Annotated in this window: 11 protein-coding genes; 4 read left to right on the top strand and 7 right to left on the bottom strand. The window is 66.6% G+C overall.

What is annotated here, in order from left to right:
- Positions 1-41: 41 nt before the first annotated feature.
- The 3 genes from P5W98_RS15425 to P5W98_RS15415 all read left to right on the top strand — a co-directional run bounded on the left by P5W98_RS15425 (position 42) and on the right by P5W98_RS15415 (position 4,198).
- Positions 42-905 carry an IclR family transcriptional regulator gene (locus tag P5W98_RS15425; RefSeq protein WP_421025433.1) on the top strand — a complete coding sequence of 288 codons (864 nt, stop codon included), beginning with the start codon at positions 42-44 and terminating at the stop codon, positions 903-905.
- Positions 906-1,122: 217 nt separating this feature from the next.
- Positions 1,123-2,760 (top strand): GMC family oxidoreductase, encoded by a 1,638-nt coding sequence (locus tag P5W98_RS15420; RefSeq protein ID WP_421025434.1) that lies wholly within the window; start codon positions 1,123-1,125, stop codon positions 2,758-2,760.
- Positions 2,761-2,878: 118 nt separating this feature from the next.
- Entirely contained in the window at positions 2,879-4,198 is a 1,320-nt protein-coding gene (locus P5W98_RS15415) for an MFS transporter (RefSeq protein ID WP_421025435.1), read from the top strand.
- Between the two features lie 123 nt (positions 4,199-4,321).
- Here P5W98_RS15415 and P5W98_RS15410 read toward each other — a convergent pair whose 3' ends face one another.
- From P5W98_RS15410 to sauS, 7 genes are all read right to left on the bottom strand, one after another.
- Positions 4,322-5,341, bottom strand: a complete 1,020-nt coding sequence (locus P5W98_RS15410; RefSeq protein ID WP_421025436.1) for a CobW family GTP-binding protein — start codon at positions 5,339-5,341, stop codon at positions 4,322-4,324.
- Positions 5,338-7,014, bottom strand: coding sequence for an amidohydrolase (locus P5W98_RS15405; protein WP_421025437.1), 1,677 nt, complete (start codon positions 7,012-7,014; stop codon positions 5,338-5,340). Before P5W98_RS15405 ends, P5W98_RS15410 begins: the two co-directional genes overlap by 4 nt.
- A gap of 15 nt (positions 7,015-7,029) precedes the next feature.
- The gene (locus tag P5W98_RS15400) at positions 7,030-8,442 is read right to left on the bottom strand and encodes a sodium:solute symporter family protein (RefSeq protein ID WP_421025438.1); all 1,413 of its coding nucleotides are present in this window, start codon (positions 8,440-8,442) and stop codon (positions 7,030-7,032) included.
- Positions 8,443-8,583: 141 nt separating this feature from the next.
- Positions 8,584-8,787, bottom strand: coding sequence for a DUF3311 domain-containing protein (locus P5W98_RS15395; RefSeq protein WP_421025439.1), 204 nt, complete (start codon positions 8,785-8,787; stop codon positions 8,584-8,586).
- Positions 8,788-8,997: 210 nt separating this feature from the next.
- Positions 8,998-10,380 carry an MFS transporter gene (locus P5W98_RS15390; protein ID WP_421025440.1) on the bottom strand — a complete coding sequence of 461 codons (1,383 nt, stop codon included), beginning with the start codon at positions 10,378-10,380 and terminating at the stop codon, positions 8,998-9,000.
- A gap of 61 nt (positions 10,381-10,441) precedes the next feature.
- Positions 10,442-12,094: an AMP-binding protein gene (locus tag P5W98_RS15385; protein ID WP_421025441.1), complete on the bottom strand. Its 1,653-nt coding sequence runs from the start codon at positions 12,092-12,094 to the stop codon at positions 10,442-10,444.
- Positions 12,091-13,536, bottom strand: a complete 1,446-nt coding sequence (gene sauS, locus P5W98_RS15380) for an acylating sulfoacetaldehyde dehydrogenase (protein ID WP_421025442.1) — start codon at positions 13,534-13,536, stop codon at positions 12,091-12,093. Before sauS ends, P5W98_RS15385 begins: the two co-directional genes overlap by 4 nt.
- A gap of 217 nt (positions 13,537-13,753) precedes the next feature.
- Between sauS and P5W98_RS15375 the strand changes: the two genes are divergently transcribed.
- A complete protein-coding gene (locus tag P5W98_RS15375) occupies positions 13,754-14,518 on the top strand; it encodes an IclR family transcriptional regulator (protein ID WP_421025443.1) in 765 nt (254 codons plus the stop codon).
- The last annotated feature ends 81 nt before the right edge of the window (positions 14,519-14,599 follow it).

The raw sequence follows: 14,599 nt of genomic DNA, 5'->3' as shown, positions 1-14,599 counted from the left end.
GTATGCCGGATGCTTTGGCACGCCCCTTATGGAGGAGACAGATGCGCAGCACCGCGCCTGAGAGCGCACCAATCAGCGGACCCATCAGCGCCCACAGCAGCACCCCTGCTCTGCGCGAAGAATCGGCGACCGACGACGCTCGCGTGCTGCGCGCGCTCGTGGTGCTCGAGCAACTGGCCTCGGCGGGCCAGCCGTATACGCTCTCGCAGTTGTCCGCGCGGCTGCATATCCCGAAGGCGACGCTGCTGCGGCTTATCGATTCGCTGGAAGCGCGCGGCTACGTGATCCACATGCCCGATTCGCGCGGGCACGACCGCAGCATCGCGCTGGGGCCGCGCGCGGCGCAGCTCGCGCTCGCCACGCTCGCCAACAATACCTTCACGCGCTCGTGCCGCGTCCTGCTGCGCGCGCTCGTGGAAACGCTCGGCGAAACCTGCAATCTCACCGCGCTCGACGGCGACCGCGTGCTCTACATCGAGCGCGTCGAAACCACGGAGCCGCTGCGCATGGAGATGCGTCCGGGCATGCACGTGCCGCTGCACTGCACCGCGAGCGGCAAGCTGTTTCTCTCGCAGATGACGGTGCTCGAGCGCAACACATTGCTCGACCGCCTCGTGCTGACAAGGATGACGCATCGCACCCTGACGACGCCGAAGGCGCTCGCAGCCGAACTCGAACAGCTGGCGGTGCGCGGCATCGGCATCGACAACGAAGAGTTCGTGCGCGGCATGGTCGCGATTGCGGTGCCGGTGCGCGAACCCGACAGCAAGCGCGTGCTGGCCGCGCTCGCCGTGCATGCGCCCACCGCGCGCGCCACGCTCGAAGAGCTGCTGGAGTCGGTGGAGCGCATGAAGCAAACGGCGAGCAAGCTCGCGCCCCTTCTCCAGGGGCTGTCTTTGCCCTAAGCTGCCGTGATCGGATGCAGGTGCGCCGCCACTTCGGCGGCGAAGCCTGCGCGCTACCCGATGGACTTCTGATCCCGTTTCGGCAGTTTTCGTTTCACTTTCGGCCAGTGCGCGCGATTGGCGCTTGCGGTCGCCCTCTCCATCCACGACATTGGTCCGAAAACAGCGGCGCGGCATGTACGTCGTGCCGCTCCGGGATTTCGAGGAGACGGGATTCATGGACCACGAGGTCGACTACCTGATCGTCGGCGCCGGATCGGCCGGGTGCGTGCTGGCCAACCGGCTCAGCGCCGATCCGCGCAACGCCGTGCTGCTGCTCGAAGCGGGCGGCGAGGACAACAATCCGTGGATTCACGTGCCGGTCGGCTATTTCAAGACCATGCACGACCCCAAACTCGACTGGTGCTATCGCACGGAAGCGGACGAAGCCGTGGCGGGCCGCCAGATCGACTGGCCGCGCGGCAAGGTGCTGGGCGGATCGAGTTCGCTCAACGGCCTGCTCTACGTGCGCGGACAGCGCGAGGACTACGACGGGTGGGCGGCGCTGGGCAATCGCGGCTGGAGTTACGCGGAAATCCTCCCTTACTTCAAGAAGTCCGAGGATCAGGAGCGCGGCGCGAACGACTGGCATGGCGTGGGCGGTCCGCTCAAGGTGTCCGACCTGCGCCTGCGCCGGCCCATCGCCGATCACTTCATCGCGGCTGCGCAGGAAACCGGCATCCCGTTCAACGACGACTACAACGGTGCGGTCCAGGAAGGCGTGGGCTACTTCCAGCAGACGGCGTACAAGGGCTTTCGATGGAGCACCGCGAAGGGCTTTCTCAAGCCCGCGCGCAAACGCAGCAATCTGAGCGTGGAAACGCGGGCGCAGGCGTGCCGGATTCTGTTCGAAGGACGCCGCGCGGTGGGCGTGGAGTATTTGCAAGGCGGCGTGCGCAAGCGCGCGCGGGCGCGCGTCGAAGTCATCGTGGCCTCCGGTGCGATCGGCTCGCCGCAGCTTCTGCAACTGTCGGGCATCGGCCCCTCGCGCGTGCTGGACAAGGCCGGCGTGCCGGTGCTGCATGACCTGGCCGGCGTGGGCCAGAATCTCCAGGACCATCTCCAGGTGCGGCTCGTGTTCCGCACCCGCGAACGCACGCTCAACGACGAGGTCAACCACCCGTTGCGCAAGGCGTGGATCGGCCTGCAGTACGCGCTCTGGCGCACCGGGCCGCTCACGCTGGCCGCAAGCCAGGTGGCCATCTTCACGCGCTCGAACCCCACGGTCGAGCGCCCGGACATCCAGTTCCACATGCAGCCGCTGAGCGCCGACAAGCCGGGCCAGGGCGCGCATCCGTTCTCGGCGTTCACGGCGTCGGTCTGCCAGCTTCGGCCTTATAGCCGGGGCAGCGTGGAAATCGCCTCGGCCGATCCGCTCCAGTACCCCGCGATTCGCGCCAACTATCTGTCCGATCCGCGCGACCATCCGGTCGTGATCGACGGCATACGGGTGGCGCGCCGCATTGCCGCCGCGCCTTCGCTCGCGCCCCACATCATTTCCGAGTTCGTGCCGGGCGAGCAGTACCAGACCGATGACGAATTGCTGGACGCCGCGCGCCGCTTCAGCCAGTCAATCTATCACCCGGCCGGAACCTGCAAGATGGGCGGCGACGCGATGGCGGTCGTCGACGAGCGCCTGCGCGTGCATGGCATCGCCGCGCTGCGGGTGGTTGACGCATCGATCATGCCAGAGCTCGTCTCGGGCAACACGAACGCCCCCGTGATCATGATCGCGGAGAAAGCCGCCGACATGATTCTCGAAGATCACCCCGCCCTCGCCGCGCCACAACAGGCGTACGCCGAGGCGCACTCCTGACGCAGAAAAGCGCAGCAGCAACAGGTTGTCCACACCAAAAATAAAGGATCGCTAACGAACCCGCCGGCATTTCAAGGAACCGCACCGCACCAGGTGCGCCCACAAAGGAGATAGCCCTATGAACGCATTGCCCCGCACCGACGCCACGCAGATGAGGCGCGTGGTGGTCGCGAGCCTGATTGGCGCGACGATCGAGTGGTACGACTTTTTCCTCTACGGCGTCGTCGCCGGCATCGTGTTCAACAAGCTGTATTTCCCGAGCGGCGATCCGCTCATTTCGACCATGCTCGCCTACGGCACCTTCGCGGTGGGTTTTCTGAGCCGCCCGCTCGGCGGCATCGTGTTCGGCCACTTCGGCGACCGGCTCGGGCGCAAGAGCATGCTGATCCTGACGCTTTCGATCATGGGCGTGGCGACGGTCTTGATCGGCACCGTGCCGACCTTCGCGCAGATCGGTCTCTGGGCGCCCGCGCTGCTGCTGATCCTGCGCGTCGCGCAAGGTCTCGGTCTGGGCGGCGAATGGGGCGGCGCGGTGCTGATGTCGTTCGAATACGCGCCCGAAGACAAGCGCGGCTTCTACGCGAGCATTCCGCAAATCGGCCTCGCGATCGGGCTGTGCCTCGCCTCGGGCGTGGTCGCGCTGCTTTCTTCGACGCTCAGCAATGCGCAGTTTCTCGCGTGGGGCTGGCGGCTCGCATTCTTCCTTTCGTTCGCGCTGGTGGCCATCGGCATGTATATCCGCCTGCGCGTGCTGGAAACGCCCGAATTCGAACGCGTGAAGCAACAAGGCGCGGAGATCCGCGTGCCGATCTTCGAGGTGCTCGGCCGCTATCCCGGCAATGTGCTCGCGGGCATGGGCGCGCGCTTTATCGACGGCGTATTCTTCAACGTATTCGCCGTGTTCACGATTGCCTACCTCACGCAGACCATCAAGCTCTCGCGCACCGACGCCCTGCTCGCCGTGATGGCCGCTGCCTTCACGATGATCTTCACGATCCCGTTCTTCGGCCGCCTCTCGGACCGCATCGGCAGAACGCGCATTTACTTCTGGGGTTCGTTGTTCACGGGCTTTTCGTCGTTCTTCGGCTTCTGGCTCATGAAGCATGCCGGCGGCTCGCCCGTGCTCGTGTGGATCGCCGTGATCATTCCGCTCGGCGTGATCTACGCTTCCGTGTATGGGCCGGAAGCGGCGCTGTTCGCGGAGTTGTTCGACGCGAACGTGCGCTATTCCGGCATCTCGTTCGTCTATCAGTTCTCGGGCATCTTCGCGAGCGGCATCAGCCCGATCATCGCGACGTGGCTTTTGCAGCGCAATGGCGGCGATCCGTGGCTCATCTGCGTCTATACGATGTTCGCGGGTCTCGTGAGCGCGCTCTCGGCCATGTGGATGGGCCGCCATCGCCATTCGCGGCCCATGGCGATGAGCGGGGCGCGGTGAACGGTTTCGGCGAGCGCCATCCGTGATTGGCAGCGGTGATTGGCTTCAGTGATTGGCTTCAGTGATTGGCTTCAGTGATTGGCTTCAGTGATTGGCTTCAGTGATTGGCTTCAGTGACTGGCATCAATGAGCGGCATGCCGCGGCGTCTGGCGGCATGCGAGCAGTCCGTCACGCAGGATTGATTCGGTTTCCGAATCGATGAAGCCGATGAAGACGAGCACGCCCTCCTCGCCTCCCGCCGTCTGCTCGCCCTGGGTGGGCGGCGTCATGCGCAGCCGGCGGGCCGCGACCTGGCACACGCGCGTGCTGACGCCGCCCTCGGTATCGGCCACGCGCACGAAGCCCTTCGCGCGCAGGATCGTGCGCGGCAGCGCCTTGAGCCACGCACGCAGACGCGCCTTGTCCAGCACATCGGGCGCGGCCAGCGTCACGCTTGCAAAGCTCGGGAACGCGCCGGCGCCCGACCCGATCGGCTGGTGCTGCCAGCGCCTCGCGTCGGCGAGCGCCAGCGTTTGCGGCACGCTCGCGTCGAATAGCAGCGCGGGCGGCACGCGCCCGTGATCGGCGGCCACGACGATGTCGGTGGCCGCGAGCGCGCGCACGTCCGAGACCGCGCGCTCGCGCGACTCGGGCGCAACGAGATCGAGCTTGGTGACGATCACCGCGCTCGCGCTATCGATCTGCTGCTGCGCCATCGCGCCCACCAACGGATCGACCAGCGTGCGCACGAGCTCGGGCGCGTCCACCACGACGAGCACGGCCGTAAGGCGAAACGCGCCGTTGAGCAAGCCCACCTGGGCGATCTTGGCCGGGTCCGACACGCCGCTCGCCTCGATCAGCAGCAGGTCCGGACGCGCTTCGCGTGCGGCCAGACGCGCGAGCGCGTCGGCGAGCGCGCCGCCGATGGTGCAGCAAATGCAGCCGTTGTCGAGTTCGATCACGTCGTCGCTGCGCGCGCGAATGAGCCGGCCGTCGATGTTCACCGAGCCGAAGTCGTTCACGAGCACCGCGATGCGCTTGCCATGCGGCGCCTCCAGCAAGTGATTGACCACCGTGGTCTTGCCCGCGCCGAGATAGCCGCCGATCACCGCGAGGTCGATCGGCGCGCGCGCATTCGATGGTGTGTCGCGGGCGTTCATCATCGTGGGGCGCGCATGATGCGCCCGCCAAGCACCGTGCCCCACACCGGCACATCTTTCAGGCGCTCGGGCGCGCAGGTGCTGGGGTCTTCGTCGAGCACCGCGAAATCGGCGACCTTGCCCACCTCGATGCTGCCGATCAGATGATCGAGCCGCAGCGTATAAGCCGCGCCTAGCGTGATCGCGTGCAGCGCCTCGTCGACGGTGATCCGCTCGGCCTCGCCGAGCACGCGCCCCGACGCCGTCTCGCGCCGCACCGCGCACCATGCCGTGAAGAGCGGGCTCAACGCCGTGATGGGCGCATCCGAATGCAATGCGTAGGGAATGCCCATGCGCTGCGCCGAGCCGGCCGGGTCCATGCGGTTGGCGCGGTCCGGGCCCATGGTCTGGCTGTAGTGCGCATCGCCCCAGTAGTAGAGATGGTTGGCGAAGAAGTTCACGCACAGGCCCAGCGCGCGGATGCGCCGCAATTGCGCGGCATCCGCCATCTGGCAGTGCTGCAGCGTGTGCCGGTGATCGGGCCGCGGGTGCCGCGCGAGCAGCGTCGCGAGCGCGTCGATCACGACCTCGGTGGCTTCGTCGCCATTGGTGTGAATATGCAGTTGCAGCCCCGCGCAATGGTACGGCTCGAACACCTCGACCAGCTGCTCCGGCGGAATCAGCCACAGGCCGTTGGGCTGCCCGCCCGCGTAGCCGGGCCAGCGCACGCGCGCCGTGAAGCCCTGGATCGAACCGTCGACGATGAACTTCACCGGCCCGAAGCGCAGCTTGTCGGTATTGCCCTTGATCGCTTCCAGCACGCCGGCTGCGCCTTGGGCGGGATTACGCTGCGGCGCGAACGCGGGCACGATGCGCACCGGGTAATCCGGGTCGGCGGTCACGCTTTGCAGCGTCTCATTGCCCAGCGGCGAGAGGTCGTTCACGAGATCGGTGGCCGTGGTGACGCCCGCGAGCTGCGCGACGCGGCCGAAATTCCAGACCGCGTGCGGCTTTTCGCTGGCCGCGATCGCAAGCTTGCCGCCAATCACCTGGTAGACCGGGAACATCGCGGCGAACTCCTGCAGCTCGCCCGTCGGCTGGCCGTGCGCGTCGCGCGCGATGCCGTCCACGTCGGTGTCCTCGTCGATGCCCGCGAGCGCGAGCATCGCGCTGTTCACGTTCATCAAATGCACGCTCGCATGGAGGATCGCAATAGGGCGAGTGGCCGAGACCGTGTCGAGCTCGCGCGTCGTGAGGCGCGCCGCGCCGAAGTAAATCGGATCGAAGCCCCACGCGAGCAACGGGCCATCTTCGGTCATCGCGCGCTCGGCTTGCGCGAGGCGCTCCAGCACGGCGTCGAGCGTGCGCAGGCCGTGCCACAGCGTGCCGTCCGGGCCGCGGCGATCGTAGTAGCCCACGTAGACCGCATCCCATACCGCGCCTTCCATCAAGTGGCAATGCCCTTCCACGAGACCGGGCATCAGCACCTTGTCACGCAGCGTGTCGTCGCGCTGGGAGGCGCTGTACTGCGCCTCCCAGCGCGCGGCGTCCTCGCTCGTGCCGACCGCGAGAATGCGGCCCTCGCGCACGGCCACATGCGTTGCGTGCGGCTGGCCGGGATTGAGCGTGAGAATGCGGCGCGCCGCGAAAACCGTGACCGGCGCAGACGGCGTGGAAGACGATGCGTGCGGATTCATCGAGAGGTTCATCTCCTACGAATGATGGTGAAGCGAATCGGGCATGGCATAGCGGTCACCGGACGGGCGCATCAGGACATGCATGACGAACACCACGAGCACGTTCACGCCGAGGCACACGAGGCCGAGATTGATGCCGCCGAAGCCGATGTGCAGCACATAACACACGATTGCGAGCACCTGGCCGCAGACGATGCCGGCCGCCACCGCGCCGGGGCGCACGCGGCGCCGGGCGAGCAGGAGCAGCATGCCGGGGAGGAACTGCGTCACGCCGTAATACGTCAGGTTGATGAGCAGGAGCATGAGGTTGGGCGTGAGCAGCGTGGTGGCGATGGACACCAGCAGGTAGGCCACGATCACGAATTTCGCCGCGCGCTTCTGGCGCGCCTCGGGCAGGTTCGGAATGAGATTGCGCGTGACGATCGGGCCGATCGCGAGACAGATGCCGGCCAGCACGAGCAGCCCCGAGAGCGCGGCGCCCGCCGCGACGAGGCCGATCAGCCAGTCGGGCAGCAGATGGACGACGGCGGCGAAGAACGCGTCATTGGGCGACGCGAGCTTGAGGTTAGCACTGATCGCATAGTACGAGGCCACCACGAGGAACGGATACATCAGCATGTAGAGCGGCATCGCGATCTGGGTGCGGCGGATGGTGTTCGGTCCGCGCGCCGTGAAGAAGTTCTGCGCCGCGAACGGCATCATGTAGAAGCCGAGCGACTGGAACAGCATCGTGCTCATGGAGAAGCGCAGTTGCGGCGGCGTCATGGCGTTGCTCACCTGGTGGCTCGCGGCATGAAAGACCTCGTGCGTGCCGCCGGCCATCCACGCAGCGGCCACGCCCGTCACGACGATCGCAAGCAGCATCAAGATGTCCTTGAGCACCGCGATCCACGCGGAGGCGCGCACGCCGGAAATGGCGATATAGGTGAAGGCGAGCGCCGCGCAAACGACGATCAGCCAGACCGGCTGAACTTGCCAGCCGAGTCCCTTGAGCGCGGCGGCGAGGCCCGTGAACTGCAGTTCGCCCCAGGGGATCAGGAACAGGATGGACGAGCCTGCGACGATCAGCTCGAGCATGCGGCTGCGATAGTGGCCCTTGAAAAGATCCGCCTGCGTGATGGCGTTGTGCTGCTTGCCGGCCTCCCAGATGCGCGGACCGATGAAATAGCCGATGGGGTAAGCAAGCAGAATGTAGCCGAGGAACCAGATGCCATAAGTCGGCCCCTTCGCATAGATGCCGCCCGGAAAGCCGACCATCGTGCCGATGCTGTAGATCTCGCCGGCCGTCAGGAAGAACACGAGCGCGGTGCCGAACTGGCGCGACGCGACGAAGAAGTCGTGCACGCTCTGCTTGCCGTGGCCGCGCCGGGAGCGAATGGCGAGATACAGCGAAAAGGCGATCAAGAGCGAGAAAACGAGTGTGGACATGCGCGGCTCTCCAGAGTGGAGACGGTGGGACGGGCGGCGGGATCGGCGGGATCGGCGGCAGCGGGCGGCGGCGGTTTGCGCGACTGGTTGTGGCGCCAACGGTGGCGCTAACGGTGGCGCCAACTGCGCGGCTGACGCCCGCTAGCTCTCGCTCGCGTAGCGGTGCCGGTCAAAGAAATGCCAGCAGAGGAACAGGCACCCGGAGGTCAGGAGAAACCAGCTGAAGATCCACGCGTAGATGAAGGGCACGCCAAAGACGTAGCGGTCCGGCTGCGCCGCCACCCACGGCAGCGCGCCGATGACACCCAGAAAAGGAAGGCCGATTCCGATCAGATACCTGAGCATCCTTGTCTCCTTGGGCTGTGGCGCCTGGCCCTTTTCCCGGGCCAGGCGCATCGAGCCAACTGGTTGCTTCGAGTATCAGCTGTCAAAAACAGGTACGGATAGTGCCAGATGCGGACTATCGATGAGTCCAATGCCAACGTCACTGCGCCAACGTCAACGCGCCAACCGCCATTGCCGCTGCGCCAACGCCACTGCATCAATGCAACCCGGTCAACGCCACCAGCGCAGCGGCCGCCGCAGCGTGTGCCGTTCGATCCGCACCGCCGGCATGCCGTCGAGGAAGGCGAAGGCGCCCGCCTCCTGCGCGCCCATGCGCCGCTCGCGCTCCTCGTCGGCTTCGACCGTGCGCGAGGTATCGATGAAGAGCGCGGCGACGATGCCCAGCGCAAGCAAGCCCGCCGAGATCATGAACGGCACGTTATAGCTGCCGGTATGCTCGATGAGGTAGCCGAACACGACCGGCGAGACCATCCCCGCGATGCCGAAGCCCGTGTTCATCATGCCGCCTGCCGTGCCCGCGTACTTGCCGGCAATGTCGAGCGGCAGCGTCCAGAGCACCGGATTCGTGATCTCCAGGAAGAAGAACGAAGCGGAGAGGAACAGCACCGCGACCACCGGGTTGGTGGCGGACACCATCGGCAAGAGGAACGCGAGCGAGCCGCCCATGCCTGTCACCAGCACCGCGCAGCGCGCAAAGCGCAGCCGGCCGGTCCACTTGAAGAGCCGGTCGGAGACCACGCCGCCCAGCGTGTCGCCCACCACGCCGGCCAGCAGCGGCAGCGCCGTGAAAAGCGCGAGGTGCTTGAGGTCGAAGCCGCGCGACTCTTTCAGATACGACGGCAGCCAGGTCAGGTAGACCCACAGCAGCCAGCCATAGCAGAAGTCCACGAAGGTGACGAGCCACATGCGCCGCACGAGCTTGCGCCACGGCGTGGCCGCACGCTTGGCGCGGTCGCAGTCGCCCTTGCGATAGCCGATCTCCGCGGTTTCCTCGGGCGTAATGCGCCGGTTCTGCTCCGGCGAGTTGGTGAACACGCGCAGGTAGAGCACCGTCCACATGAGGCTCACGATGCCGAGCAGGATGAACGCGTCGCGCCAGCCGCCCGTCGCCACCACCGCAAGCACGAGCGGCGGCGTGACCGCGCCGCCCAGGCGTGCGAAGCTGTGCGTGATGCCCTGCGCGAAGCCGCGCTCGCCCACCGGCATCCAGTACGTGAACGCGCGCGTGGCGGTGGGAAACGCCCCGCCCTCGCCCACGCCGAGCGCGAAGCGCAGCCCGACCAGCATCGCCACGCTGCCCGCGAACCCCGTGGCCAGCGTTGCCGCGCCCCAGATCAGCGAGAGCACGGTGAGCACGAGCTTCGGCCCGAACTTGTCCGAGAGCCAGCCGCCGATGATCTGCATGAGCGCATAGGGATAGGCGAATGCGGAAAACACGAGCCCTAGCTGCACCGCGCTCAGGCCCATTTCATGGCGGATGAGCGGTCCCGCGACTGCGATGTTCACGCGGTCGATGTACGAAATGAAGTACATCAAACACATGACGCCGAGAATAATGTGGCGCGTTTTTACGCGCTGCGCGTGCTGTTTCATGTCGTCGTCTCCTGAGTCCCTCTTATGTGTCACTCGACCTGCTGCATATGGGCGTGCCGCGTCAGCCCGAGGGCGTCACGAGCTTCAGGCGCTGGACCTTGCCCGAGGGGCCGCGCGGCAGCTCGCTCACGAAGCGGAACTCTTTGGGCGTCTTGTAGCGGCCCAGCTCGCGCAGGCAGTGCGCGCGCAGATCGGCCGGGTCGGGCGCGCCTTGCCAGTGGGCGTCGCGCGGCACCACGAAGGCGACGATCTCCTGTCCGTAGGCGGAATCGGGCACGCCGACCGCCGCCGCATCGAGCACGCCCGGATGGCGCAGCAGCGCCTCGTCGATCTCGCGCGGCGCGATGTTCTCGCCGCCCTTGATGATGAGCTCTTTCGAGCGGCCGTTGATGTAGAAGTAGCCTTCGTCGTCGCGATAGCCGAGGTCGCCGGTCCGCAGCCAGCCGTCGGCGGTGAATGCCTTCGCCGTGTCCTCGTGGCGCTTGTAGTAGCCGCGCATGACCTGCTCGCCGCGCAACACGATTTCGCCGCACTCGTGCGGGCCGCAGACGCGTCCGTCGCGGTCGATGACGCGCGCCTCGCTGCCCGAAGGCAGGCCGATGCTGCCGATCCTGCGCCGAGAAACATCATACGGATTGCTGAAGACCGGCGCGGCGGTCTCGGTCATGCCCATGGTCTCGATCACGCCGATGCCAAAGCGCGCCTCGAACGCGCGGTGGTGGTCGGCGGGCAGCGCGGCGGATGCGCTGCGGCAGAACTTGAGCGCCCTGAGCGCCTCGCGTGCCTCGAGGTCGAGCCCGTCCGGCTCGTCGCCGTCGAGAAGATAGGCGATGATCGTCGGCACCACGTTGATCCAGGTGCAGCCGTAACGGGCGGCGTCGCGCCAGAACGTGCGCGCCGAAAAGCGCGGCGGCAGCACGACCGATCCGGCGTGCCAGAGCGGCGCGAGCAAGGTCACGACGAGGCCGTTGATGTGATAGAGCGGCAGCGAGGCGAGCACGCGATCGTCGGCGCCGAGGCGATGCTCGATGCTGATGTTGCGCGCGTTCGCATGGAGGTTTTCGTGACTGAGCAGCACGCCCTTGGGCGCGCCGGTCGTGCCCGAGGTGTACATCAGCAAGGCGATGTCGGCACCGGCGGCTTCGGCGGCTTCGGGGCGAGAGAGATCCGGCCCTCCGGACGCGGCGTTCGCAGCATCGGCGGCGGCCAGTTCCGGCACGAGCAGTGCGGGTAGCACCGGCAGCGCCACCGCATCCGGCTCCGTCTGCACGAGCGCAATCTCGCGCGTCACGCCCTGCTTGCGCAACGCGGCCAGCGCCGCCGCGAGCGCGCCGCCGGTCTGCGTGCTCGTGAAGATCATCCGCGTATCCGAATGCTCGACGACGTAGGCGAGCTGGGTCGTCTGGCACAGGAGATTGAGCGGATGCGCAATCAGTCCGCTGTACATCGCGCCGAGCAGCAGCGTGGCGGTCTGGATGCCGTTGCCCATCAGCACCGAAACGACGTCGCCCGGCTTGAGGCCGGCGTCGCGAAAGCGCTGGTCGAGTGCCTGGCAACGTTCGAGCAGCGCGCCGAAGGTTAGCGTCGCGCCGTCTGCGTTGCGGCTGACACTTTCACCAGCACTTTCATCGGGCGCAGCCAGCAGAAACGGCTTGTCAGGATACTGCGCGGCGCGTGCCTCGATCAACGCGCGAATCGTCATGGGCGCGCTCATTGGCCGAATCTCCGGAAATAGTCACCAAGCAAGGCGTCGAGCTCGGGAACCTGCTCCTCGATCGGGAACGCCACGCGCGTGATGTTCAGGTACTCGCGAAAGCCGAGATTGTCCGAAAAATTGTTGCGGCCCCAGGTGCCGCAGCCCATCGAGAGCGAGAACGGCAGGCCGTTGTCGAAGTTGCCGCCGGTCGCGAAGCAATGCGCCTGGTTGACGATCACGCGCGCCACCGGCAGCGTCGCGCCGAGCGTCTCGGCTTCGTGCGGCTCGCCCGTGTGCAGGCCCACCGAGTGGCCGGCGCCCATGTACGCGTAGAGCTTGCGCACGAGGTCCGCCGCGTCGCTGAAATCGCGCGCGCGGTAGACCGTGAGCACGGGCGCGAGCTTCTCGCCCGAGAACGGATGGCTCGCCCCGATGCCGCTCTCTTCCACCATGAGGAATGCGCATGCGTCCGTTGCGACCTCGTCGAGACCGGCGGTATGCGCGATCTGCGCAGCCGATTTCGCAGTGCAGCGCGCCGACAGCTTGCCGTCGGTCCACATCGCCGCCTGCAGCCGCGCCTTTTGCTGCGCGTCGAGCAGCACGCCACCGCAGGCGGCGAGTTCGCGCAGCATCGCGTCATAAACGGCATCGTCGATGACGACGCTGTTCTCCGACGAGCAACTCGTCGCGTTGTCGAAGGTCTTCGAGGCGGCGATCTTGTGCGCCGCATCGCGAAGGTTCGCCGTGCGCGTGACGATCGACGCCACATTGCCGGCACCCACGCCAAAGGCCGGCGTGCCGCTGGTGTAGGCCATGCGCACGTTCGCCTGTGAGCCGGTCGCGACCACGAGGTCGGCCTCGCGCATCAGCGCGGCGGTGGCGGCCTTGTCCACCGGCGCGGGCAGCATTTGCACGAGCGCCGGGTCCAGCCCCGCTTTCGCGAACTCGGCGTGAATGAAGCCGATGAGCCGCTCGCACACGCCATGCCCCTTCGGCGAAGGCGCGACGATCACCGCATTGCCGCATTTGAGCGCGTTGATGATCTTGTTGGCGGGCGTCGCGCCCGGATTCGTGGATGGCGTGATTGCCGCGACCACCCCGACCGCGCGCGCGATCTCGACGATGCCCGTGGCCTCGTCTCGCGCAATCACGCCGCAAGTCTTTTTGCCATGCAGGTCGCGCAGCAGCCCGAGCGTCTTGCGGTAGTTCTTGCGGAACTTGTCTTGCGCGTTGCCGAGCCCGGTGTCGCGCACCGCCTGCTCAGCCAACTCGCGGTTGCGGCCGGGTTCCATGATCGCCCACGCGGCGGCGGCAACGGCGGTATCGAGCGTTTGCTGGCCGGCGAACTCGAACGCTTGCTGCGCAGTGCGCGAGCGCGCGACCAGCGCATGGAGTTGCGCGGCCTGGGCGTCGGATTGGCCCGCGCCGGTGGCCGAAACTGCGGTGTCCCTCACATTCATCGACGAGCTCCGATTGATTCGTTGGCTGTGTTGCCAATCTATTCATCGGCGCGCGAATGCGAGTCCCGATTCCCGCATAATCCGCGACACACGGTTGCCGAGGCACGGAAAATGCGTTTTTCGGGACTTTCACCAGTCCCGAAAAACGCACTGCGCGATGCACAATGGCGCGAGCGGTCGCGCCAACCGCAGCGCGCAACCGATACAGGAGACCCGCGTGTCCACGTCGAACCAGTCGAATGCGGCGGCAGTCCGCGCGTTCCGCGTTCTGGAAACGCTCGCCGAGGCGGGCCGTCCTTTGTCGATGATGGATCTCGTGCAGGCGCTCGGTTTGCCCAAGCAGACCGTGCACCGCATCCTGGCCCAGCTCACCGATGCCTGGCTCGTCACGCGCGGCGCCAACGACAAGCTATACGAGTGTTCGCCGCGTGTCAGACAGCTGGCGGTGAACGTGCTCATGCATGCGGGGCCGGCGGCGGCGCGGCACCTGTTGCTCGAACAGCTGGTCGAAAAGATCGGCGAGACCTGCAACCTCACCACGCTCGCGGGCAACGACGTGATCTACGTCGATCGTGTGGAGACCGAATGGCCGCTGCGCATGCATCTCCAGCCGGGCTCGCATGTGCCGCTGCACTGTTCGGCAAGCGGCAAGCTGCTGTTGAGCTTTCTGCCCAGGGAGCGCCGCGAGCGCATGCTCGAAGCGCTGCCGCTGCGAGCCTATTCGGAGCGAACCATCACCGACCGCGACGTATTGCGCAAGGAACTGGCGCTGACGCGGCGTCGCCAGCTGGCGATCAATAATCAGGAGCATCTCCAGGGCTTGATCGCGATTGCCGTACCCGTGATGCTCGAGCGCAACCGGGCGTGTGCGGCGATTGCGGTTCAGGCGCCGGTCGGGCGCCTTACGCTGGACGATTTGCTGGCGTTCGTGCCTGATCTGAGGCGCGCCGCGGTGGAGACGGCGAAGACGTTTCGGGAGTGAGGTTGGGGCTTGGTGGGTTAGGCCGCGATACCTGTGGTCGTTGACCACCACGGCGTCGCCTCGCTGTTCAGCGCGGCGGCC

The sequence above is a fragment of the Paraburkholderia sp. A1BS-2L genome (assembly GCF_051125205.1).
Taxonomy (GTDB): Bacteria; Pseudomonadota; Gammaproteobacteria; order Burkholderiales; family Burkholderiaceae; genus Paraburkholderia.
This window is presented reverse-complemented; position numbering and strand designations above follow the sequence as displayed.